At 50.9% G+C, this 22,808-nt stretch carries 24 protein-coding genes and 1 pseudogene; 21 read left to right on the forward strand and 4 right to left on the reverse strand.

What is annotated here, in order from left to right:
- Positions 1–9 precede the first annotated feature (9 nt).
- The 9 genes and pseudogenes from DI44_RS12405 to DI44_RS12370 all read left to right on the forward strand — a co-directional run bounded on the left by DI44_RS12405 (position 10) and on the right by DI44_RS12370 (position 8,321).
- Positions 10–1,992 carry a hypothetical protein gene (locus tag DI44_RS12405; RefSeq protein WP_033024869.1) on the forward strand — a complete coding sequence of 661 codons (1,983 nt, stop codon included), beginning with the start codon at positions 10–12 and terminating at the stop codon, positions 1,990–1,992.
- 19 nt (positions 1,993–2,011) lie between these two features.
- Positions 2,012–2,662: an ATP-binding cassette domain-containing protein gene (locus DI44_RS12400; RefSeq protein WP_033004627.1), complete on the forward strand. Its 651-nt coding sequence runs from the start codon at positions 2,012–2,014 to the stop codon at positions 2,660–2,662.
- A 19-nt stretch (positions 2,663–2,681) separates the two neighbouring features.
- A complete protein-coding gene (locus tag DI44_RS12395) occupies positions 2,682–3,050 on the forward strand; it encodes a hypothetical protein (RefSeq protein WP_033024870.1) in 369 nt (122 codons plus the stop codon).
- A gap of 110 nt (positions 3,051–3,160) precedes the next feature.
- A pseudogene (locus tag DI44_RS19375) lies at positions 3,161–3,356 on the forward strand (hypothetical protein); the annotation flags it as partial.
- A 269-nt stretch (positions 3,357–3,625) separates the two neighbouring features.
- On the forward strand, positions 3,626–4,003 hold the full coding sequence (locus DI44_RS12390) for a hypothetical protein (RefSeq protein WP_020753632.1): 378 nt from the start codon (positions 3,626–3,628) through the stop codon (positions 4,001–4,003).
- A gap of 81 nt (positions 4,004–4,084) precedes the next feature.
- On the forward strand, positions 4,085–4,864 hold the full coding sequence (locus tag DI44_RS12385) for a hypothetical protein (RefSeq protein ID WP_020753631.1): 780 nt from the start codon (positions 4,085–4,087) through the stop codon (positions 4,862–4,864).
- Entirely contained in the window at positions 4,857–6,350 is a 1,494-nt protein-coding gene (locus DI44_RS12380; protein WP_020753630.1) for a hypothetical protein, read from the forward strand. The genes DI44_RS12385 and DI44_RS12380 overlap by 8 nt, the downstream gene beginning before the upstream one ends.
- 15 nt (positions 6,351–6,365) lie before the next feature.
- Positions 6,366–7,007 carry an ATP-binding cassette domain-containing protein gene (locus tag DI44_RS12375; protein WP_033004622.1) on the forward strand — a complete coding sequence of 214 codons (642 nt, stop codon included), beginning with the start codon at positions 6,366–6,368 and terminating at the stop codon, positions 7,005–7,007.
- A gap of 195 nt (positions 7,008–7,202) precedes the next feature.
- The gene (locus tag DI44_RS12370; RefSeq protein ID WP_033004621.1) at positions 7,203–8,321 is read left to right on the forward strand and encodes a TIGR04053 family radical SAM/SPASM domain-containing protein; all 1,119 of its coding nucleotides are present in this window, start codon (positions 7,203–7,205) and stop codon (positions 8,319–8,321) included.
- Positions 8,322–8,681: 360 nt separating this feature from the next.
- On the opposite strand, the gene DI44_RS12365 is transcribed toward DI44_RS12370, so the two are convergent.
- Positions 8,682–9,431 (reverse strand): anti-sigma factor, encoded by a 750-nt coding sequence (locus DI44_RS12365; protein WP_198527187.1) that lies wholly within the window; start codon positions 9,429–9,431, stop codon positions 8,682–8,684.
- Entirely contained in the window at positions 9,421–10,002 is a 582-nt protein-coding gene (locus DI44_RS12360) for a sigma-70 family RNA polymerase sigma factor (protein ID WP_033024872.1), read from the reverse strand. Before DI44_RS12360 ends, DI44_RS12365 begins: the two co-directional genes overlap by 11 nt.
- Before the next feature lie 127 nt (positions 10,003–10,129).
- Between DI44_RS12360 and DI44_RS12355 the strand changes: the two genes are divergently transcribed.
- From DI44_RS12355 to DI44_RS19380, 5 genes are all read left to right on the forward strand, one after another.
- Positions 10,130–11,296 (forward strand): NEW3 domain-containing protein, encoded by a 1,167-nt coding sequence (locus DI44_RS12355; protein WP_014195097.1) that lies wholly within the window; start codon positions 10,130–10,132, stop codon positions 11,294–11,296.
- 2 nt (positions 11,297–11,298) lie between these two features.
- Positions 11,299–12,255, forward strand: coding sequence for an ABC transporter ATP-binding protein (locus tag DI44_RS12350; protein ID WP_023633803.1), 957 nt, complete (start codon positions 11,299–11,301; stop codon positions 12,253–12,255).
- Positions 12,242–13,321, forward strand: coding sequence for an ABC transporter permease (locus tag DI44_RS12345; RefSeq protein WP_023633804.1), 1,080 nt, complete (start codon positions 12,242–12,244; stop codon positions 13,319–13,321). Before DI44_RS12350 ends, DI44_RS12345 begins: the two co-directional genes overlap by 14 nt.
- A gap of 279 nt (positions 13,322–13,600) precedes the next feature.
- Positions 13,601–14,776 carry a nitrate/nitrite transporter gene (locus DI44_RS12340; RefSeq protein ID WP_021322317.1) on the forward strand — a complete coding sequence of 392 codons (1,176 nt, stop codon included), beginning with the start codon at positions 13,601–13,603 and terminating at the stop codon, positions 14,774–14,776.
- A gap of 245 nt (positions 14,777–15,021) precedes the next feature.
- The gene (locus DI44_RS19380) at positions 15,022–15,294 is read left to right on the forward strand and encodes a hypothetical protein (protein WP_021322316.1); all 273 of its coding nucleotides are present in this window, start codon (positions 15,022–15,024) and stop codon (positions 15,292–15,294) included.
- A 316-nt stretch (positions 15,295–15,610) separates the two neighbouring features.
- Here the strand turns inward: DI44_RS19380 and DI44_RS12330 are convergent, their stop codons facing one another.
- Positions 15,611–16,309 carry a Crp/Fnr family transcriptional regulator gene (locus tag DI44_RS12330; RefSeq protein ID WP_021322315.1) on the reverse strand — a complete coding sequence of 233 codons (699 nt, stop codon included), beginning with the start codon at positions 16,307–16,309 and terminating at the stop codon, positions 15,611–15,613.
- 217 nt (positions 16,310–16,526) lie between these two features.
- Here DI44_RS12330 and modB point away from each other — a divergent pair, with 217 nt between their 5' ends.
- Complete coding sequence (gene modB / locus DI44_RS12325; protein WP_021322314.1) at positions 16,527–17,189, forward strand: molybdate ABC transporter permease subunit; 663 nt, start codon at positions 16,527–16,529, stop codon at positions 17,187–17,189.
- A gap of 54 nt (positions 17,190–17,243) precedes the next feature.
- Positions 17,244–18,269 (forward strand): GTP 3',8-cyclase MoaA, encoded by a 1,026-nt coding sequence (gene moaA, locus DI44_RS12320; protein ID WP_021322313.1) that lies wholly within the window; start codon positions 17,244–17,246, stop codon positions 18,267–18,269.
- Between the two features lie 88 nt (positions 18,270–18,357).
- On the opposite strand, the gene ric is transcribed toward moaA, so the two are convergent.
- On the reverse strand, positions 18,358–19,065 hold the full coding sequence (gene ric, locus DI44_RS12315; RefSeq protein ID WP_033024873.1) for an iron-sulfur cluster repair di-iron protein: 708 nt from the start codon (positions 19,063–19,065) through the stop codon (positions 18,358–18,360).
- 287 nt (positions 19,066–19,352) lie between these two features.
- On the opposite strand from ric, the gene DI44_RS12310 reads away from it, so the two are divergent.
- Genes DI44_RS12310 through moaD form a run of 5 tightly spaced genes read left to right on the forward strand, consistent with a single transcriptional unit; the run spans position 19,353 to position 22,806 of the window.
- A complete protein-coding gene (locus DI44_RS12310; RefSeq protein WP_020279769.1) occupies positions 19,353–20,309 on the forward strand; it encodes a methyl-accepting chemotaxis protein in 957 nt (318 codons plus the stop codon).
- A gap of 49 nt (positions 20,310–20,358) precedes the next feature.
- Positions 20,359–21,618, forward strand: a complete 1,260-nt coding sequence (gene glp / locus DI44_RS12305) for a gephyrin-like molybdotransferase Glp (protein WP_021321984.1) — start codon at positions 20,359–20,361, stop codon at positions 21,616–21,618.
- Entirely contained in the window at positions 21,615–22,115 is a 501-nt protein-coding gene (gene mobB, locus DI44_RS12300) for a molybdopterin-guanine dinucleotide biosynthesis protein B (protein ID WP_021321985.1), read from the forward strand. The genes glp and mobB overlap by 4 nt, the downstream gene beginning before the upstream one ends.
- A complete protein-coding gene (locus tag DI44_RS12295; protein ID WP_021321986.1) occupies positions 22,112–22,579 on the forward strand; it encodes a molybdenum cofactor biosynthesis protein MoaE in 468 nt (155 codons plus the stop codon). Before mobB ends, DI44_RS12295 begins: the two co-directional genes overlap by 4 nt.
- Complete coding sequence (gene moaD, locus DI44_RS12290) at positions 22,576–22,806, forward strand: molybdopterin converting factor subunit 1 (protein WP_021321987.1); 231 nt, start codon at positions 22,576–22,578, stop codon at positions 22,804–22,806. Before DI44_RS12295 ends, moaD begins: the two co-directional genes overlap by 4 nt.
- Positions 22,807–22,808: the final 2 nt, after the last annotated feature.

Genomic DNA, 22,808 nt, shown 5'->3' on the forward strand with positions numbered 1-22,808 from the left:
ATGAGGCTCATGCATAAAAAAATCGTGGTCGCTGTTTCCGCTGTGCAGTTTCTTCTCTTAGCTTTCGTAGCGATTGTTGTTTCGGATGTCCATGACCGCTTTTTTCCGGAACAGCTGGATGTGAAAGCGAAAGTGACATTGGATTTTAGCCAGTCTGATTTGCGTCAGGAAGATGTGTTTCAACAGTTGGGGGCGATGAGCGATCGATGGGAACTAGGATTGATGAAAATCGCGCCAGATTTATGGGGGGATCAGTCGGGACAGATCTTTGTTCAAGTGGGGGAGAAAGGGGATTTTCCAAAGAGAATTCAGCGCTTTGGCCATGAGCCAGATGCGGAGATCCGCGATCGCCGCGCGTTGGCCCATTCGTTTGCCAATGGCGATTATTTGGTGACAGGGAAAACCGATCATATAGACGAGTTGAAACATTGGCTGGCGTCGCATCGGGTCGATCAGAAGTGGAACGAAGAGACTCTGTTGACCATTCTCCAATTTTTGATCGTGCAAAGCGATTTTGGTGTGGCGCTGTTGGCTGTTTCGGCGCTGATGGTGTCATTAGCTTTATACTGGCTGGCGGTCAAAGCGAAAGGGCGCGCGTTGCGTGTGTTGGCGGGAGTTCCGACGTCGCGCATCCAATGCGAGGATTTCAGCCACTTTTTGCTGGCTATGGTTTTGGCCGCCGCTATATTGGACGTCTTGGCCGCTCTTTATGTCGGCTTTGTCTATGGATGGGGATTCGTGCCTTACTATAGTAAAGTGTTGCTTTTGGCTGAGGCGATGGTGATCTCTTTGACAATGGCTTGCGCGTTGATTTTTTCTGTTGCCTCATGGCCGAATCCAGAGATGTTGGCGATGCGCGAACCTGCTGTCAAGCGTTTGGCCAGAAGTTCGGCTGTATTGAAACTCGCTGTATTTGCTTTCGTCCTTTCCGCTGTCTCACCGGCGGTTTCAGCTTATACGAATGCTAGAAAAACAGCACAGGAACAAATCATGTGGAAGTCGTTGGCTGATCAAGCGGTGTTGGTGTTCCCGTCCCGTCCAGGAAGAGCGGGGGGAGCGGAAATCGAGCAGTTGTTTCAGATGTTGCAACCATCGGTGGGGGACATGGTTCGACAAGCGGAGGCCGACGATCGCGTAGTGTTATCGAAAGCGTGGACGGAAGACGATTTCGCCATCGATGGCATGACCATTGCGCCGTATCGTTACATGGTTATCGTGAATGAGCGATGGTTGGATATCGTTCGCAAAAAGAACAAAGGGCTATCTTTGGTTCCTCTTGCGCTGGAACAGATTCCAAAGGACGTGAGACAATTTGTCGAACTCTCCATCCCGTTATATGTAAGAAACCAGCAACAGGCTCAAGCCATATGGCATGAGGTCAAGATGTGTCGTTTGACCGGATCGTCCCCTTTTCCATTTGTCCGCTTTGGCGGACAGCTTGAGTTTGCCCGGCCGAAGGAGGTGTTATTGTTGGTTGCCCCTCATGTCCATTCATTATTCAATGACAACTTTTTGATCTCTGTCGCTTCTTCGTCGGAGTTGAGTTTTGTCGGACTAGAGGAAACACAGAAACTCGTATCTGAACGCGGCCTTCAGAACCGGATCCGCGTCAACTATATGGCGGAGGAAGGAATTTTGCGCGCGCAGCTTTATGCCTATTTCGTGTGGCTTAGAATTGGATCGATTGTTGGTCTTTTAGCGGCCTTGGCTATTGCCTCCGCCATTAGTGCGTTTATTATGGCTGTGTTAAAAGCAAAACGCGATTTTCCTCTTCGCCTTGCTGGGGCATCTTGGTGGGCGGTGTTGCGCGGGCGAATCGTGAAAGAGTGGTTTTTAGGGGGGATCATGGTCATGGTGATCATGCTATTTCAAGGAACAAACAGCTGGTTGCCAGTCGGTTTAACAGGGGCGCTTGTACTGCTTGCTTTGCCGTTCATACATATTGGCGCGGCAGCTTGGGTGTTTGCGAAAAACTCCCTGCGCCAGTTGTAGAAAGAAGGAGGAAGGCTCCATGAGAATTGAGGCCGATCAAGTGACGATGATGATTAATGAGCGAACGATTATGGAGAACGAAAGTGTCGTATGCTCCCCTGGAGCTTTGACGGCGCTTGTCGGTCCAAGCGGAGCGGGCAAAACGACGCTTCTCCATGTGCTTGGCTTGCTTTTGCGGCCGACAAGCGGACGGGTATTGATGGATGGTGTCGACACAACCAATTGGGGAGCGAAGCAACGCCGTCTGTTTTGGAAACACCATGCGGCATTCGTTCTCCAAGATTACGGAATCATTGAGGAAGAATCGGTTGCGTTTAATGTCACAATGGCTTCGAGTTTGTTTCGTTCGAAAGTCGTTGGCGACAAGGAGAAGGTGCGCAAAGTGTTATCGGAAACGGGATTGGATGGAAGAGAACGAGAATTGGCCGCTCGGCTAAGCGGAGGTGAAAAGCGACGTTTGGCCATTGCCCGCGCTCTCTATAAAGATGCACAAGTCATTTTTGCTGATGAGCCGACGGCCTCTCTTGATGAGGCCAACGGTGATCGCGTCATCGAGCTGCTTCAATTATTGGCGAAGCAAGGAAGAACGGTTATCGTCGCCACTCATGATGAGAAAATGATGCAAGCTGCTCATGCCATGCACGCGCTAAAAGGGATTCGTCATGGTTAAGGAGGGAGGGCAAATCAAGATGACGAAAAAAAGATGGTGGGCCATTGGCATTGCCGTAGTGTTGGGCGGAGGGCTTTTGGTGGCAGGAGGAGGGATAGGGTTGTCGCTTATCCCGTTTCCGGGCAAACAAGAATTCTCTCGACCTGAATGCGGAAAGCTGCCGAGCCAATCCGAAGTGAAACGTGCATTGAGTCAGCACCGGGATCTTGTCGCTCGCTTAGAGAACATCGGAGAGGGCGTCAGCGTGAGAGTGGGGGCACCGTGCGGAGATCAAGCGGATGAAGCGCTTATTCACATTGTTTATCATACAAAAAAGGAACGGGATGCTGTTTCTTCCATTTTGACCAATCACAGTTTCGGGGTTCCGGTTGAACTGATCAAAAGATGAGAAGGTGCTCATTTCTCAAGTTTGAAAAAGGACGTGGTTGAGCTGCTTTTTCATGGCAATAGGGCTGACCCAGAACACGAGAGAGTTTTGGATCAGCCCCTTTTTCATTTGTGAACGTTTTTAATTACTTTGTGTCTTTTATCTGGCGGCCAAAGGCGTTTGCGCTATACGAAGGAGCTCCGTTTTTCACTTGGTCGGTCGCGGCGCTTGATCCGGTCGCCGATGAATTGTATATCGTTCAGCCACCCGTCGCTTGTCGATGAATTCCGCCGCCAAACGGATATCCTGGTGCTGCTGGATGTCGAACACTGATTTGGTTGGAACACACGTTGCGGTGAAACATGGAGTTTTACAGGGGATAAGTGATGTGCTGTTTTGATCCATGAGGCCATTTCTCTCAACTTCATTCGTTAAAATTTTACAATATCGATCAATCTCTGTAAACGAAATTTCAAAAATAGGTATTTTCCGCCATGAAATTTGCGGAAAATACGGATGTTTTTTTAATGTTATTTTGGTACAGTAAGGGTGAAGCCGGCCGGTGATCTCTGAAATAATGAGGAGGATGATGCTCAATGAAGAAGAAATTTGCCGTGCTTGCTTTAGCAGCAGGGCTTCTGGCCGCAGGAGGAGTAGCTCAGGCGGGAACGACGTATGATGATTATGACGTGATTGTTCCAAGATTCAATGATAATGCGTTTACTCCTCAGCAAACGAAGTCGACTACCGGCGCGTCAGCAGATTTGAAAGTATCGATACTGGGGAAAGCACTGGATGCAAGAGTGTATTCTTATAGCGGAGGAACTGGACCTTGGGTCCGTATCGAAACGGTTGGGGGACCATTCAAACTGCCTAATTCGATCAAAGCAGGCAAGGATGCGAGAGTGGAGTTTAGCTCGGATCTTACTCAATTAGTAGATGTCAGGGTAAAAGGGGAGTGGAGAAGCAATTGATTTATCATGAGAATGGACCAAACCGTTTGGATGGTCCATTCTCTTTGAACATGAAAACAAGCTTGGGAAAGGGTGTAAAGCATGTTGGGGCATCAAGTGAAAGTGGAATTTGTGAGAGTCTTTACGTGGCGTCAGTGCATTGTTTGGGCTGCATTGGTGTTGGTTCTGCCTGTCATCCAATTTATGCTAATCAAGGATGGCTACGTTTACTATAGGCAATTGGATCTTTTTCTCCGCTTGAATTCGAATTTTGTGCCGCTGTTGTTTCCCATTATCATGGTTCTTGTGTATTCGATTTCCTTCCCAAGTGAACAAAAAAACCATTTTATCCCATATGTACGTATCCGCATCCCTTTGACGACTTACTTCTTGAGCAAATTGATCGTCAATGCGATTCTATCTTTTTTGATTGCCTTTTTGATCGTATTCGTCCCTTTTATATTTTCTATGTATATTGAACCTTATTTAGGAATTGTTCGTTTCTATCCAACTAATGGGAATCCTATCCCTTATACAACGTTTGAGCAGTTGCTTGTCCTTGGCACGCTGCCATATGGAGTTCTTTACTCACTATGGGTAGGGCTGAATGGAATGATGTATGCGACAATGGGATTATTGCTCGTCATGATTTTGGAGAAGCCTTTTATAGCGCTTTCCATTCCATTTGTTTATTACTTGTTGGGAAACTTTATTACTCAAGTTTTGGGGTATGACCAATTTTCCCCTACCTTTACGATTTTTCCTTTCAGTATATCGCAACAACCTTTATGGACAGTATTCGTGCCATTCCTCTTCTTATGTTTTGTGGTGATGGTATTGATGTTCTATTTAAAGGAAAGGTTGCATAAGCACCATGACTAGGGTAGTAAACAAATGGAAGGATTTTGTGGATGAACTATTGGCATTCAAATGGATTCTCTTCGGAGTAGTGATTTACATATATGGATTAAGTGCTAAAGAGCATATGTATGTTGCTTCGTTGCAAACAAAATTATTGTTGAATAAATGGGATTTGTTGCATAAGTTTTTTGGTGATATTTACCTTATCTTATATTTTATCTTGCCGGTCTTTCTATACCGTTCTATTTCAATTATGATGTCTGATTTTGATTATGCAGTTTTGATACGGTTGGGTTCTTATCGAAGTTGGGTGTATGCGACACTAGTTCGATTGATGCAAAGTGCCAGCATATCGATAATCGTTTGGGGAGCAGTGAGCCTCGTTTTGTCAATCGGCGCCCCTTCTTTTGCTGGCTGGAGTCCGTTTAGTAGGCTGAATGCTTCTCTAAGCGAAACGCAAATATTGCAAAAATTTATAAACAGTCCCATTTTAGCGTTGGTGTTGCATTTAGCTTTGCTTGTTTTCAGTGTCAGCTGTATTCACCTTGTTTTGGCCATCCTTTATGTAAAGTGGAAAAACAAGGACATTGTCGTGTTTGTTGCGGTGTTCATATGGGTGTATGGCGTAGTGTCATTTAAACTTCTTTCTCCTCATTCCCTGTTTAATTTGTGCCATTACTTGATTTTGCATTCGGGGGTTGCTCAGTTCAGCAATATATGGGGATCGTTTTCGGTGGTTATAGGATGGATGATCCTGCTCATATGGATTGTCAATCGACTGGATTTGAATGTGAAAGGGTACAATTGGAAATATACCGCTTTTATTGTCTTGGTTGTTCTAGCATTATGGTCTGGAATGCGAGAGAACGTGGGACAAACTGTTTGGGACCAGTTTCTTTTCATGTTTATAGGCGGTTCCAAACAAGCGTTTTATTTCAAGTCGTTTTTATGTTATTGGGTTCTTTATTTTGGGGTCATCTATTTGGTCCAATTGCATTTGCAGACGGAATTGTCGGAAATGGGGTATTACAAGTTAGTACGTTATCAGTCGATCAGCCGATGGTTTTGGGCGTGGTATCATAAGATCATGCTATACATTGGATTATATTTATTCGCTTTAGCATTGCTCGCTTTGTTCATTTTGTCGTTGAAACGTTTTTCTTTTGATTTCCATGTTTCTATTGACCGTTCAGTTACATTGCTTGATATGTTTTATCATTTTTTGGTCAACGGCTACCTTCAAGTTTCGTTTTATGTCCTATTTGTGTTTCTGATCTCTTGGCTGAGCAAAGAAACATTTTATAGTTTCGTAGGGATCGCTATACTTTCATTTTTTATGTTCCCGGGTTTTAATAACTGGGGGATTATTCCATCTGGATTGAATAGCATGGCGTATTTATTGACAAATGATTCGATTTACCGCATCAGCACCGTTCTATTCTTATGGAATGTTTTCGCCATTGTTTTCTTGCTGTATGTCTTTTCCAAACAAGATCTCGATTTCTAAAAAGGAGTGAGTAAGTTGCCGCATATCCTGTTAGATCAAGTCAGTAAATCATTTAAAGGAGCAACGATTTTTGAAAACGTGAATTTTGCAGTGGAAAAGGGGAAAATTTATGGAATTATTGGTCCTAACGGTTCAGGAAAGTCTGTCTTATTCAAACTCATATGTGGATTTCTATTCCCTAATCACGGTAGGGTGATCGTGGACGGGGAAGAGTTAGGGGTCAATAAACGATTTCCCAGTGATTTTGGAATTATCATTGATCGGCCTGGATATATAGCGGGAAAGACAGGGTTTGATAATCTAAAAGCATTGGCTCTCATTCGAAACAAAATCAGTGATGACAAAATAAAGCAAACGATGAGGTTGGTCGGTTTAGATCCAGAATCGACGCAAAAGGTCAAACATTACTCACTTGGAATGAAACAAAAGCTTGCTATTGCTCAAGCCATTATGGAGGATCAACAAACGCTTATTTTAGATGAACCATTCAATGCTTTAGATGCTGACAGCGTTGAAAATATCCGAAACTTGCTTCGGAAATTCAAGGAAGAAGGGAGGACGATTTTGCTCACTAGCCATAATCAAGAGGATATTGATGTTCTTTGTGATGAAGTGTACAGAATCAATCGTTTCAGACTTGAAAAAGTAAAAAAGTAGAACGCGATGTTATAAGCTCACATTCATATATAAATTGAAATAAAGGTCTCCTCCATTTTGGCTGACCACAGTTTCGGAGTTTCAGTTGAGCTAATCGAAAGATAAGATGGAATTAGCGTTGAGGTCTAAATGTGATCCATATCACATAACGCGCCTGAATGTTGCGGTACAATGGAGGCCAAGGAGGGGGCCGCCATGCGCGATTTTAATGAAAATCCGTTTATTGTGATTTGGGAATTGACGAGAGCTTGTCAACTCAAGTGCCTTCATTGCCGCGCCGAAGCGCAATACCATCGCGATCCGCGCGAGTTGACGTTTGAGGAAGGGAAAAAACTGATCGATGAGATTTACGAGATGGATCAGCCGATGCTCGTCTTTACGGGCGGCGATCCGCTCATGCGCCCGGATGTGTACGATTTAGCGAAATATGCGATCGATAAAGGATTGCGCGTGTCCATGACGCCGAGCGCGACGCCGAACGTGACGAAAGAGGCGATCCGCAAAGCAAAAGAGGTCGGCCTGTCGCGCTGGGCGTTTAGCCTTGACGGGCCAAACGCCGAGATTCACGACCATTTCCGCGGCGTGAGCGGCTCGTTTGATTTGACGATCCGTGCGATTCACTACTTGCATGAGCTCGACATTCCCGTGCAAATCAACACCGTCATTTCGCGATACAACGTTCATGTGCTTGACGAGATGGCGGCGTTGGTGGAGAAGCTGAAATGCGTCCTTTGGAGCGTCTTTTTCCTTGTGCCGACAGGCAGGGGAAAAGAGGAGGATATGATTTCCCCCATCGAGCATGAGCGGGTGTTCCGCTGGCTGTATGAGACGAGCAAGCGCGTCCCGTTTGACATCAAAACAACGGCGGGTCAGCATTACCGCCGCGTCGTGCTGCAGGCGAAAATGCGTGAAGGAAAAGCGGCAAAAGGCGGCATCCGTTACGAAGACGTGTTGAACAAAGGCTTAACCGGACAAGTCGACGGGCTCGGCCGCGCGCCGAAAGGAGTAAACGACGGCAACGGCTTTGTTTTTATCTCCCATATCGGCGATGTCTACCCAAGCGGGCTGCTGCCGGTGAAGGCAGGGAACGTCCGGGAAACGCCGCTGGCGGACATTTACCGACACTCGCCGATTTTCCAAGACTTGCGCAATCCGGACAAATATAAAGGAAAATGCGGCGTCTGCGAGTTCCGATATGTGTGCGGCGGCTCACGCTCGCGGGCGTACGCGGTGACGGGAGACTATTTGGAAAGCGAGCCGTATTGTGTTTACATTCCAAAGGCGCTGCGGACAAAAGAGCGAAGCCAACGGTAAGAGAGCGGTGAAAAACGGCCGCTTAAAATGACGGCGCTGCGGCGTTCGTGAGACGGTTGCCCGGGCGCATGCGGCGGACGTTGGTGATGTGTCCAAAACATACGGGGAAGGAGCAGGCGCCCTTCCCCGTTTTTATCATCCTGAACCGAGAAGATCCCCCACTTCCACGCGTGAGCGTAAGTGGGGGATGAATCGGGATTTGCCGTCACTCTTCCTCTTGCTTCCACAGAACAGAAGGGGTAAAGAAACGTGGGACGCACGGGGATGGCTTGGTGGACAGCCTGCTGTGGGGCGGGTGTTCCCAAGAATCTCCCACCTCAAAGCTCAAGCGTAGGTGGGAGAGCGTTCAATGTTGAAATATCATTCGTGGTCCAAATCGACAATAAATGTCTCCGGCCCGGTCGGCGCCGCGCTTCCTCCCTTTGGTTCGAGGCTCGCTTTAATTTGCTTGAACTGTTTGACATCCTCGCCGGTGATCAAAATGCGCGCCGCTCCGTGGCGGATCGTCAACAGTTCCCCTTTGACCTCGTTGTTGGTGTAAATGATCCACAATTGATAATCGCGGGCCGCAAACGGCGGCAGCCCTTCAATTTCCATCAACATTTCCTTCGTATCGTCATTGAGCCAAATTGTGCCGTCCATCTGTTGAAAGAGCGCCGATGGCTCAATCGGAATTTGTTTCGTTTTGGGATTACGGATGATTCGCTCAATTGGAATGTCGGTATGTTGTTTGACAATCTGGTATCGATATGGCTCATCCGATCCGCCATGGGAAGCGGTCGGCCCGTCGTTCGAAGCGGAAAGGCACAAGGCGAAAAGGAAGACGGCCAAAGCGGCACCGATCCATCCCGAAGCGATGCGGACCTTTCGCTGCGCGCGCGCTGTTTGTCTTTGCGCTTCCGCTTGGGCCCAAATTCGCTCTTTGTGAGAAAGGGGCGGTGCTTCATATTGGGCTGCCTCTTTAAGCCCAATGTCTTTCCACGCTTCAAGCAGGCGTTGGCATTCAAGGCAGTACTTAAGATGGTTGGACACGTCTTCTTTTTCTTGCTCTGGCAGCATGCCTAACAGCCAGTCCACGATTTTTGCTTCCGAAATATGGCTATGCTTCATGCTGTTCTTCACCTCTGCCAGCCCCCATCCAGTGGAACAGCTCTTTTTGTTTCCGCAAATTGCGCAAGCCGTAGCGGATGAGCGACTTGACGGAGCCCAGCGGCTTGTTCATCGCGGCGGCGATTTCCCGCTGTGTTTCCCCATGAAAGTAAAAGTGAATGATGGCTTGCCGCTGCTCCTCGGGGAGATGGGTTAAAGCGTCTATGATGACTTGTTGTTCCAGTTGGCGGAGAAAATCAAATTCCGCCCCCTTTTCTGTTAAAGCTGCTTCCTCAAGGCGGCTCACTAAAAGGTCCCGTTTCTTGCGCAGGCGGTCGAGCGACCGGCTTTTCGTTTTCACGGCAAGAAAGGCTTGAACGCTTCCCCGTTTCGGGTCGAATTGATGCGGTTTTTGCAAGATTTCGAGAAACACATCGTGGCTGACATCTTCCGCCTCCACCTCGTCGCCGACGATCCGAAGAGCGATATGATAGACCATCGGAGCGTATTTTTCGTAAAAACGGTCAAAGGCGGCGCGCGAGCCTTCGGCGATCTTCTCGAGCAGTTCGAGGTCTTCCCGTCGGTCTTCCATCTTGCCCACCTCCCGACGCATGCTTGGAATGGTTGCTCTGCATCTATTCTACAACTGAATTTTTCTCCTGCAAAACAAATCCATTGATCCATTTCTGGCGTATACGAAGTGAAAACAGAAGGAGGGAGTGAATGTCGTGCAAAGCAGGATCATCATGATGTTCGCCATGATCTTGACTCTCTTTTCGCTTCTTCTTCCGATCCGCCCGGCATCGGCGGCAAGCGGTGTTGTTCTCTTCACGCCATACACCGGGCTTTCCGTGACGCCGGGGGAAACAATCGACTATACGGTCAATGTCATCAACAACGGTTCCAACATTGAAAACGTCACCTTCTCGTTTGACCACCTGCCGAAAGGATGGTCGACTTCGATTACCGCTGAGGGGAGAACGATTGAGCAGCTGTCCGTCCGAGGCGGAAAAGAAGAAGAGGTCACGTTGGAAGTGACCGTGCCGCTGGATGTCGACAAGGGGGATTACCGCTTTTGGCTCGTCGCGAAAGGGGACAGTGGTTCATCGAAATTGCCGCTGCTTGTCCGCGTGACGGAACAAGGATCGTTTAAAACGGAACTGACGTCGGAACAAACGAACCTCGAGGGGCACGCGGATTCGAGCTTCACGTATGATGTCACGCTGAAAAATCGAACTGCCAAGACGCAAAATTACGCGTTAAGTTCGGCGGCGGAAAAAGGTTGGCAAGTCACGTTCAAATCGGAAGGCAATTCCGTTACGTCGGTGAAGCTCGAGCCGAATGAATCAAGAGACATTACCGTAGAGGTTAAACCGCCGGAAAATGTGAAAGCGGGCACGTACAAAATCCCGATCAAAGCGCAAACGAGCGATACGTCGGCTGAGCTGACGTTAGAAGCGGTCATTACGGGCACGTATGCGCTCAAACTGACGACGCCGTCAGGAAACTTAAGCACCGATGTGACGGCGGGGCATGAACGGGTGATCGATCTTGTTGTCAAAAACACCGGAAGCGCTCCACTTTTGAACATCAATATGACGGCTGACGCTCCGCCTGATTGGGAAGTGGAATTCGATCAAAGCACGATCGCCCAGCTGAACCCGGGCGATTCCAAAACAGTCAAGGCGAAAGTGAAAGCGTCGGATGAAGCGATCGCTGGGGATTATGTTGTCAACTTCCAGGCGCAAACGGCGGAAACGTCGGCGGAGGCGGCGTTCCGCGTCTCGGTCAAAACGTCGACCGTTTGGGGAGTGGTGGCGGTGTTGATCATTCTCGGGGTGGCCGGAGGGCTATACTATTTGATCAAAACATACGGGAGGAGGTAAGCATGGCAGCACCCGCTGTCATCGAGCTTGACAACTTGTGCAAAACGTATGGCGACCATCGGGCGGTTGACCATTTGTCGCTTTCCATTCAAAAAGGGGAAATTTTTGGGCTTCTTGGCCCGAACGGGGCCGGAAAGACGACGACGATTTTGATGATGCTCGGGCTCACCGAGCCGACGTCCGGCATGGTTAGGGTATGCGGGATCGATCCAGTGCGAAATCCCATTGACGTTAAACGGAAAGTCGGGTACTTGCCGGATGATGTCGGCTTTTACCATCACATGACAGGGTTGGAGAACTTGCTGTATACGGCGGCGTTAAACGGCATTCCTCGCGCCGAGGCGGAAAAGCGAGCGTGGGAGCTGCTCGAGAAGGTGAATTTGACCGATGCGGCCCATAAAAAAGCGGGGAAATACTCGCGGGGAATGAGGCAGCGGCTCGGCTTGGCCGATGTGTTGATGAAGCGCCCGGAAGTGATCATTTTGGATGAGCCGACGTTGGGCATCGACCCTGAGGGAGTGCGCGAGCTGCTTCGGCTGATCCGCGATTTGAGCCGCCATGAAGGCATCACGGTCCTGCTGTCCTCGCACCAATTGCACCATGTGCAGAAAATTTGCGACCGAGTCGGCTTGTTCGTGGGCGGCCGATTGTTGGCCGAAGGGAATATCGAACGCCTGGCGCAACAGCTGTTTTTGCAGGATGCCTATGTCATCCATGTGGTTGCTTCGCCGCTTGACGCTTCCTTACGGTCCAAAATCGAGGCGATTCCGGGCGTCAATAAAGTGGAGCAAACGGAAGATGGATGGGATGTGTATTGCCAAACGGATGTGAGCGCCGCCATCAGCCAGACGATCATCGAATCAGGATCTTCGCTGTTCCATCTCAGCCGGCGGGATTTTGGACTTGATGAGATTTATCACCGCTATTTTGAAGGGAGGGATGTACGTGAAGGCCAGTAAGGAAGAGCGATGGGCAAACGATGTTTTTTCATATGTGAAAAGATGGAGCGAACGGCTGAAGGTGGGTGCGCTTGATGAGAAGAAACGAGCAAGAGGGGCAAACAGCGCCTTTTCGGCCATTGTCAAAAAAGAACTGGCCGATTATTTGACGAGTTGGCGCATGATCATTTTAATCGCCCTCATCTTGCTTACTTGCTTCGGCTCGCTGTATACGGCGATGACGACAATCCGGGACGCGTTGGATTCCTCGGAAGAGGCCAAGGAAATCGCGAAAGGCGCCTACTTGTTTCTAAAATTATTCACCGTCTCGGACGGAACGTTGCCTTCGTTTCTGACGTTTGTCAGCTTTCTCGGGCCGCTGCTCGGCATCGCCCTTGGATTTGACGCCATCAATTCGGAGCGGAATCGGGGGACGTTAAGCCGGCTCATGGCCCAGCCGATTCCGCGCGATTATGTGATCAACGGCAAGTTTGTCGCTGCGCTGTTGTTGAATGCTGTTTTGTTTCTTTCGCTCGGCCTGCTCGTGATGGCGTTGGGCATTTTGGTCTTGGGGATTCCGCCTACTTTCGAAGAGTTTGCCCGCATGGTCTGCTTTTTGTTGTTATGTCTTGTGTATATCGCCTTTTGGCTGAATCTCGGCATTTTGTTTTCCGTCGTCTTCCGCCAGGCGGCGACATCCGCGTTGTCGTCGATGGCCGTTTGGCTGTTTTTCAATCTTTTCTACTCGATGATCGTGGAAGTATTTGCGAAATCGTTTTTGCAGTCTGACGCCATTACGTCCGTCGAGCAGGCGGTCGGCCGTCAAGAGTTGGTGCTTGGTCTCATGAGATTGTCGCCGAGCTACTTGTTCAATGAATCAACAACCGCCTTGCTTTCGCCGGACGTCCGAACGCTAGGGATCGTCACGGTGGAGCAAACGGCCGGCGCTGTTGCGGCCCCCTTGCCGTTCTCGCAAAGTTTGCTGCTCATTTGGCCGCAGGCGACCGCGCTCATTGCCGCCACCCTCATCTGCTTTGCGATCGCGTATTGGTTGTTTATGAGGCAGGAGATACGGGCGAGTGGGTGAGAAAACAAGTTGTTTGCCGTAGACGGGGCGGAAGAGATGTGTGCGCCCAACAGCGTTTCTTATCGTTCGTATGTGAAAAACGTTCTGCCAAATCGTGTCCGTTCCTTTTGGGGACGGGCTTTTTCTTTTTTTGGATGTGACAAAACCGTGACAACGCTTGTGGCAAAATGGTGACAACAGGCAAGAATGTGATCAACCTCACAAATCCGTTTCCTTCTCCTGCGTATGATGGAAGTACAAACAACGTCACAAATTTTGAAAGTTTGGGAGGGGCTTTTCATGAATAAACAAAAGGCGCTGCTGCCGATTACGACGTTCGCCATGATGTTTTCATTCGCCGTGTGGGCCGTGTTTTCGCCGCTTGCGAGTACGTTTCAGCAAATGTACGGGCTGACATCGACGCAAAAAAGCATTTTGGTCGCCATTCCGGTGCTGCTTGGCTCGATCATGCGTTTGCCGCTTGGCATTTGGACGGACCGGATCGGCGGGCGCAGGCTGTTTTCGCTGCTGCTCTTGTTTCTTGTCATTCCGCTTGTTGGCGCAGGGTTTGCAGATTCGTATGCGATGCTTCTGTTTTGGGCGTTTTTCATCGGCATGGCCGGAACGTCGTTCGCCATTTCGGTGACGTTCGTTTCCCGCTTGACTCCGCCGGAAAAGCAAGGGACGGCGCTTGGGATTAACGCGATGGGCAACTTCGGCACGGCGGTTGCTGCGTTTTCCGTTCCATCGATTGCCGCAGCGTTTGGTGTGCCTTGGGCTTTTTGGGGGATGATCATTCCGGTTGTCGTCATGCTCGTTTTCGTTTGGTTTTTCACACCGGATATGCCGAAGCCGAAACAACAAAAAACGGTGCGTGAATCGCTGTCGGTATTGAAATATAAACATACGTGGACGTTGTCGCTCTTTTACTTCGTTACGTTCGGGGCGTTTGTCGCTTTCGGCATTTACTTGCCGTCGCTGCTCGTTGACTTGTATGGGTTGACGCCAGTGGATGCTGGGATGCGCGCGGCTGGGTTTACTGTACTCGCTACGCTCGCGCGGCCAGTCGGCGGCTATCTTGGCGATAAAATCGGAGCTGAACGGGTGTTGACGTTCGTCTACGCTGGAATGACAATCGGCGCGTTGGTGATCGCGTTTGGAATGGAAAATATTTGGGTGATGACAGCGGCTTGTTTGTTTGTGGCCGTGATGTCTGGGCTGGGCAACGGTGCGGTGTTCAAACTCGTGCCGCAGCTGTTCCCAGCCGAAACGGGCGCCGTCACCGGCCTTGTCGGCGCCTGGGGCGGACTTGGCGGCTTTTTTCCGCCGATTGTCATGGGGATCATTAAAGATGCAACAGGTTCGTACGTGCTCGGTTTTCTGCTCCTTAGTTTGTTTACCCTTATTTGCTTCTTGCTGAACCGGCTCGTATTTGGCAAAAAAGCCGGCGAACCGGCGAAGCGGTTCGCTTCTTGAATGGAATACCGTATAGAGAGGCTGAAAGCTTGTTCGCTTTTAGCCTCTTTTTTTGTTTGGGCGTGTTTTTCTGTTATTCAATGTGAGTATGCGTTTCACTATTGTTACATGATTAAAATATATTGCTCATTATTTCACGAACCCTTCAAACATGGCCGCTCCTTGGTGATACAAATCACTAGGGGAAAGGCAGAAATGGCGTACGCTGAAGGTGTAAATCAAATCAACTGAAGGGGGAGAAAACAGTGAAACGAAATGTGTCTACGTTGTTGTCAGTTGCGTTGGTTGCATCGCTTTTGGCCGCATGCAGCAACGGGGGAGGAGGAGAGGCAAAGGCGGAAAATAAAAACGGAACAGCGGCAACTACGCAACAGTCTGCTACGAACATGTTAGCGGCGCATAAAGGATTGAACCAAGCACCGGTGCCGTTGAAAATGGAGCGGATCGGACCGCATGACGTCCGCGTTGAAATGACGGCGCAAATCGGGAATATACCCGATCGTCACTCATCAGTTTAACCATGCACAAAAAGGAGCCGTCGCCATGCTGAAAGTGACCGAAACGGGCGAAGACGACGGCTCAGAAACAAGCGGACATTAATGTTTCCCCATTTCCCTAAACGGGAGATAGCCGCCTAAAGCCCTATAGCTCTTATTATACGGCGGTGAAAAGAAAAAGAAGTGATTCGCATCACAATCGAAAAAAAGAGAGCGTCCGGCAGGCCGCGAACAACGGTCGGTCGGGCGTTCTTCTAATCAGCGCGCCAAAATGGCTTGGTCGTTGCTGTGTATCGAAGGGGAACGATCAGACAGACCCCTAACTACGGTGCACCGCTCACTCAATGCAACAAATATCCGGCGGACAGTCTTCGCATTGAATTTCCGTTTTCAAATAGTTTAAATCATGAACCGTAATTTTCCCCCGTTTTGTCGAGATGATCCCTTGTTGTTTTAATGCATTGAGCATCCGATTAACGCTTTCGCGCGTTGTGCCGCAAAAGTTGGCTAAATCTTGGTTTTTCAATGCGACGTCGATCAAAATGCTTCCATCTTCAAGCGGGACGCCATAGCTGTTGCATAGGCGAATGAGCGTCGAATAGAGCGCCCCTTTTTTTCCGTTCATAATCAAATCGCGGAATTTCGTCTGTGTCCGCCGGACATGCTTGCTCATCCAGCGCATATATTCAAGAGTAAGGGTCGGATTGATAAGCAGCTGCTGTTCCAGTTCCTCTTTGTTTACGACTGCCGCTTCGCCTGGCTCTATTACCTTGGCCGTCAACAAGTAGTGTGCATCGTTCGTAAACAGCGTCAATTCACCAACGATTTCCCCGCTTCCGCAAATGCGGAAGCACATTTCTTTTCCGTCCGGACAAATTTTGCTTACTTGCACTTTGCCAGAGAGGATCAAATACAATTCATTGGCCGGCATCCCTTCTTGGAACAAAAAGGAGTGCTTGCGCAACGGAATCACTTTTTTCGACGATTGCAACAAAGAACGTAAATGGGGAAAATATCCATTCACTGCAGCTTCCATCGATAGCACCTCCATTCATTCAGCTATTTCTATTGTAAAAATCATCACAGCGGGAGAGAGTGAAAAAAATCACCGGTTACTGTTTTTTGTGCGAGGCGTCACAATTTTTTCTAAATTGGTTTTTCCTTTTTCTATGTTACAATGTGAGTAGCATCACAGCATTCTACTGTTTGTTTTCGTATGGTAAAAGGGAGACGGAACAGAGAGAGGTTCGTCGATGGAAGAGTTTTGGTCACCGGTATGGTTATCGATAAACGTATCGCTTCTTGCCGGAGTGATCGTCGCAATCCTTGGAACAGCGGCGGCGAGGTGGATGGCGCGCCGCCGGTTTCGTGGGAAGACGATCGTGGAGACGGTGTTTATGTTGCCGCTCGTGCTGCCGCCGTCGGTCGTCGGTTTTTTGCTCGTCGTCTTGTTTGGCCGACATAGCCCCATCGGCCAGTGGATCGAGGCGTCGTTTCATACGACCGTACTGTTTACACCCGGCGCGGCGGTGATGGCGGCGGTTGTTGTGTCGTTTCCGCTCATGTACCAGGCGGCCAAAGCGGGTCTGGAAGCCGTTGATCCAACCGTTGAAGGAGCGGCGCGCATCGATGGGGCGAATGAGCGCCAAGTGTTTTGGCATATTTCGCTGCCGCTGGCCAGAAACGCCTTGTTGTCCGGGGCGGTGCTGTCGTTTGCCCGCAGCCTGGGGGAGTTTGGCGCAACGCTCATGTTTGCCGGGAATATTCCGGGAAAAACGCAAACGATCCCCACCGCTGTCTATATGGCGATGGAGTCGGGGCGGATGGAGTTGGCGTGGGCATGGGTGGCGGTCACCATTGGATTGTCATTTAGTTTGTTGTCCTGTGCGGCGAAACTAGGCCGTTGGCAGCGATAAGGAGCAGGCCGTTGGAACATCACGCGGCCCATGAAAGGGAAAGGAGGGAGCGACATGGAAGAGCGCGACCGGGTGAAGATCACCGACCGCCTCGCCCGCCCGCTTCGCGATTTGCGGTTGTCGGTCATCGACCAATGCAATTTTCGCTGCGTCTATTGCATGCCTGCGGAAGTGTTCGGGCCGAATTTTCGCTTTTTGGCGGAAGACCAACTGTTGACGGTTGAGGAAATGGCGCTTTTAGCGGAATGTTTTGTCGAGCTTGGCGTTGAAAAAATCCGCCTGACCGGCGGCGAGCCGTTGCTTCGGCGCGACCTCGATGCGCTCATTGAGCGGCTGTCCGCGCTCCCTGGCCTGCGCGATATCGGCTTGACGACCAATGGCGTCCATTTAGTGAAATGGGCGCAGCGGCTGAAAGAAGCCGGGTTGAAGCGCGTCAACGTCAGCTTGGATGCGTTGGATGATGACATTTTCCGAAAAATGAACGGCATCGGCGTCGGCGTCACCCCGGTGTTAAAAGGCATCGAAGCCGCCCGGGCGGCGGGGCTCGGCGTCAAGGTGAACATGGTCGTCAAAAAAGGGTGGAACGACTCGCAAATCGTGCCAATGGCGGCCTATTTCAAAGAACAAGGCATTCCGCTCCGCTTGATTGAGTTTATGGATGTCGGCACCACGAACGGCTGGGATTACTCCCATGTCGTGACGAAAAAAGAGATGTATGAACAAATCAACGCCATGCACCCTCTTGAACCGGTTGAAAAAGCGTACTTCGGCGAAGTGGCGAGCCGCTACCGGTACGCGGGCACGAACGTAGAAGTCGGCTTTATCGCCTCGGTGACGGAAACGTTTTGCCGGAGCTGCACGAGGGCGCGCATTTCCGCCGATGGCAAGCTGTACACGTGTTTGTTTGCTTCTGAGGGCGTGTCGTTGAAAGACAAACTGCGCGCCGGCGCGGGGAAAGAAGAGCTGAAGGCGCTGATCGCCGCCATCTGGAGCGAGCGGACAGACCGCTATTCAGAAGAACGGACGGCAGAGACAGCGAAACAGCGCCCGAAAATTGAAATGTCGTATATTGGGGGATGAAGAAAAACGGGAGCGCTCTTTTTCATAGAAGAAGCGATCCCGTTTTTGGTTTATGTTTTCGGAAGTGCGAATCGGCGTCTTTCTTCCTTTAAACCTTCACCGCCGCCAACACGCGCGGGAAGAGGATGTTGTTTTCCAAATGGATGTGGGTAAACAAATCGTCTTCAAGCGCGGCCAGCCGGTTGTAGACGAGGCGATACGTGCCGCACGCGTCTTCTGGCGGGGTGAAGTCGTTTGTGATTTCACGAATTTCTTTCATCAAATCACCGGCGACATCATGCTCATTGACCAGTTCGCGAACGGCCCGCTCGACCGCCTCCCGGTTCTCCGGCGATGGGTTGTCGGCAAATTGCAAAATGAGCGGGAACGCTCCCGTTTCCTCTTTAATGAGATGCTGCTCGAGTTCTGTTTTTAACTCATGAAACAGTTTATGCACGCGGGAAAGATGCGGATGGTGCATGCCGTGTACGCGCAATACTTTCGTGACATACGGGCTGAGCTGCGGCAGTTCCTCGTTCAAATAGCGGTGGTGCGTGTTGATGATATGATCGACCAAGTCGGCTAGCGGCGCTTCACTCCAATTTCCGGTCGGCTTGTTTTGCGCTTCCGCGTAAAGGGTGTTCAGCTCGCGAAGAAGCGCTTCGCCATCAAGTCCGAGCTCTTCAATCGCTTCTTTTAACGGACGCTGTCCGCCGCAGCAAAAATCGATGCGCCGCGCTTTAAACAAATCAGCTGCTTTCGGAAATTGAGTAACAATATCGCCAATCAATGATTGTTCAGTAAACCGCTGTTCCATTCATCATCCCTCCATTGATCCAATCGTTACAGCTTCAGCATACCGTGTTTTCCGCGAAGGTGTTGTGACGGATCTCACATACGTAAAAAAAAGTGGACATCGATCCATGTGATAAACGTCACAACAGCACGTTTCTTCTTTATCGTACAATGAAAAAAAGCAGACTTCTGCTGACTCTTTGCAGAGGCGGTGTCTGCTTTCGTGGATGAGAACGGACATGTTCAGCAGATAACATACAACGTGTTGACAACAGAAGCCAATCAAGAGAAGGAAAAGGGGAGACGGATATGTGGGCGTTGGTGAAGGGAAGGCAGTGGGAGGAGGAAAAAACAGAACTGGAGCGGCAACTCGCTGAGATGAAAGAAGAGCTCACGAGACAAAAGGAAGCCATTCATGAGACGGTGGCCGGCTTGCTCGGGGAGTTGCAGGAAATCGTTCACCAGCATGAGGTGGTCAACGGACAACACCATGTATTAGGCCAGCTGGTTGACCGAACGAAAGAAAAGGTTGATAATGTCAGTACGCTCAGCAAGTCATCATATGCGATTTCCGATCGTTTATGCGAACAAGGGAACGCGTTGGTGGAGACGGCGGGTCAGATGGTCGCAGCCGCAAAAGAAGGTATCCGCATGTCGGAAGAAATGGAGCAGGCGATGGGGCGGCTCGGCAGTGAGATGGAAACGACATCGGCCGCGATGCATCGGTTGCGCGGCCGCTCGCAAGAAATTGAACAAATTGTGAAAGTGATCAAAGAAATCGCTGGCCAGACGAATTTGATCGCGTTAAACGCCTCGATCGAAGCCGCTCGCGCCGGGGAGCATGGCAAAGGGTTTTCCGTCGTCGCCGCTGAAGTGAGGAAATTGGCTGAGCATACGGCGGACAGCACGGAAACGATTCACCAGCTAACCGATGCCGTGCAGCAGGAAATCGAGCGGTCGCTAGAGCAAACGGAAGCCATTTCATCTTTGATCGAAACGGTTGTCCAAATGAGCATCCATACAGCTCGCAAATGGTCGGCGATGATGGAGCTGATCGATCAAGTCGAAAATCGAGCCCAAGACGTGCTAAACTATATTCAGGAACAATACCGCTATGCGGATAAAGTGAGGAAAGAGCTCGAACAGTCCGCCGCTTTGTTTGGCGAAACGCGGGAGATGATTTTGCGGCATATTGCCGATGCGAGCGTCGTTGATGAAAAGTTGGCAGAAGGCATAAAACAGCTGCAACAATGGCAACAACGTTGAAAGAACGATATGGTTGCCGCCAGCCGTATGATCGAAAGGAGAGAGAGAGATGGTCGAAAGACGAACCCCGATTCCTGTAGCGGAAGCGATCGATCGGGTGATGCGTTATGCCGGAGTGGGAGAAGAGGAAACGGTGCCGCTTCGCCAGTCGTATGGCCGCTATTTGGCCGAAGATTTGCGTGCTGACCATGACGTGCCGCCGTTTGACCGCTCGCCGTATGACGGATTTGCCATTCGCGCCGCCGACTCGGAAGGAGCGGGACTTGACCATCCGGTCGAGTTTGAAGTCATTGAAACGATCGGCGCCGGGCAAGTGGCGAAGCAGCCCGTCGGCCCGTTTCAAGCGGTGCGCTTGATGACCGGGGCGCAAATTCCCCAAGGATGCGATGCGGTCGTCATGCTCGAGCTCGCCAAACAGTACGAGCGGGATGGAAAAACGTATATGGCCATTAAACGCCCGTTCCGCCCTGGCGACAATATTTCGTTTCAAGGGGAAGATGCGAAAAAAGGGCAGCCGCTTGTCGAAAAAGGAACGCGCATCAATCCCGGGGTGGCGGCGCTCTTGGCGACGTTCGGCTACGCCGAAGTGAAGGTGGCGAAAAAGCCGCGGATTGGCATTTTTGCGACCGGAAGCGAACTGCTTGACGTCTCTGAACCGCTTGTGCCGGGAAAAATCCGCAACAGCAACGCCTACATGATCGAGGCGCAGGTGTTCAAAAGCGGCGCCGAGCCGATTTATTTGGGCCAGCTCGCCGACGACCTCGATGCGTGTTTTCACGCTGTGCGCCAGGCGCTCGATCAAGTGGACATGCTCATTACGACCGGCGGCGTCTCGGTCGGGGATTTTGATTATTTGCCCGCCATTTACAAGCGGCTCGGAGCGAACGTGTTGTTTAACAAAATCGCCATGCGCCCGGGGAGCGTGACGACCGTCGCCGAGATTGATGGCAAGCTGCTGTTCGGTCTATCCGGAAACCCGTCGGCGTGCTACGTCGGGTATGAGCTGTTCGTCCGCCCGGTCGTGCGCACGCGGCTGTTTTCGGTCAAGCCGTATTTGAAAAAAGCGAAAGCCACCCTTGGCGCCGATTTTCCGAAGCCGAACCCGTTCACCCGCTTCGTGCGCAGCCGGGTCGAGGCGGTTGACGGTCGGCTTGTCGTGAAGCCGGTCGGCATGGACAAGTCGAACATCGTCACCTCGCTTGCCTTTGCGAACGCCTTGATGGTGCTGCCGGGCGGAACGAGAGGGTTTGCGGTTGGCGATGAGGTGGAAGTGTGGCTTTTGGATGACGATGAGGGGTCAAGCGAATGAACGTCTGGCAAGTCGTCGGCTATAAACATAGCGGCAAAACGACGCTTATGGAAAAATGGGTGGCGGCCGCTGTCCGGGAAGGATGGCGCGTCGGGACGGTGAAGCACCACGGCCATGGCGGCGAGCCCGCGCGGCCGGAAGGCGTCGATTCCGTCCGCCATGAGCGGGCCGGGGCGGTGGCAACGGCGGTGGAAGGGGACGGGCTTTTGCAGCTTCATCTCCGCCGCCCGTTGTGGCGGTTGGATGATGTGTTGGCGCTTTATGCGCCGCTTCGGCTCGATCTCGTGTTGGTCGAAGGCTACAAACAAGAGCGGCACCCGAAAGTCGTGCTCGTCCGCACTTGGGAAGATTGGGCGTCGCTTCAGCACCTCGCCAACATCCGCGCCGTCATCGCCTGGGAGCCGCTCGAAGGGCCGCTAGCGCACCCGGTGTTTTCGCTGGCCGATGATGACGAATATATTCCATGGCTCATGAACGAGGTGAGAACACGAACATGACAGAACCGTTGTTTGCCATTACCGACCGGCCGATTTCGGTCGAGGATGTGATGAAAAAAGTGATGCGTCCGGAAGCGGGGGCGGTCGCTGTCTTTGCCGGCACGGTGCGCGAATGGACGAACGGCAAGAGGACGCTCTTTTTGCAATATGAGGCGTACGTGTCGATGGCCGAGAAAATGCTCGCGCAAATCGGGGCGGAAATTGCGGAGAAATGGCCAGGGGCGAAAACCGCCATCACCCACCGGATCGGGCGGCTTAAGATCAGCGACATCGCCGTCGTCATCGCGGTTTCCTCGCCGCACCGCGCCGAAGCGTATGAGGCGAACCGCTATGCCATTGAGCGGATCAAGCAAATCGTGCCGATTTGGAAAAAAGAGCAATGGGAGGACGGAAGCGCCTGGGTGGGCGACCAGCTTGAAACAACGGCGTATCCGTCCGGAAAACCGGAGGTGAAAGAGGAATGATCCGTCTATTGTTTTTCGCCCATTTGGGCGAGCAAATCGGCGAGCGGGAAGTGATGTGGCCGAATGTTCCGGAAACGGTGAAAAAACTGAAAGACGAAGTGGAAGAGCGCTACGGCATCTCGCTCGGGCGCGTCATGACAGCGGTCAACGAGGAGTATGTCCGCGACGAGTCGCCGCTTCATGCCGGCGACACGGTCGCCTTTATTCCACCGGTAAGCGGAGGATGAGA

This window comes from Geobacillus sp. CAMR5420, from assembly GCF_000691465.1.
GTDB classification, from domain to species: Bacteria; Bacillota; Bacilli; order Bacillales; family Anoxybacillaceae; genus Geobacillus; species Geobacillus thermoleovorans.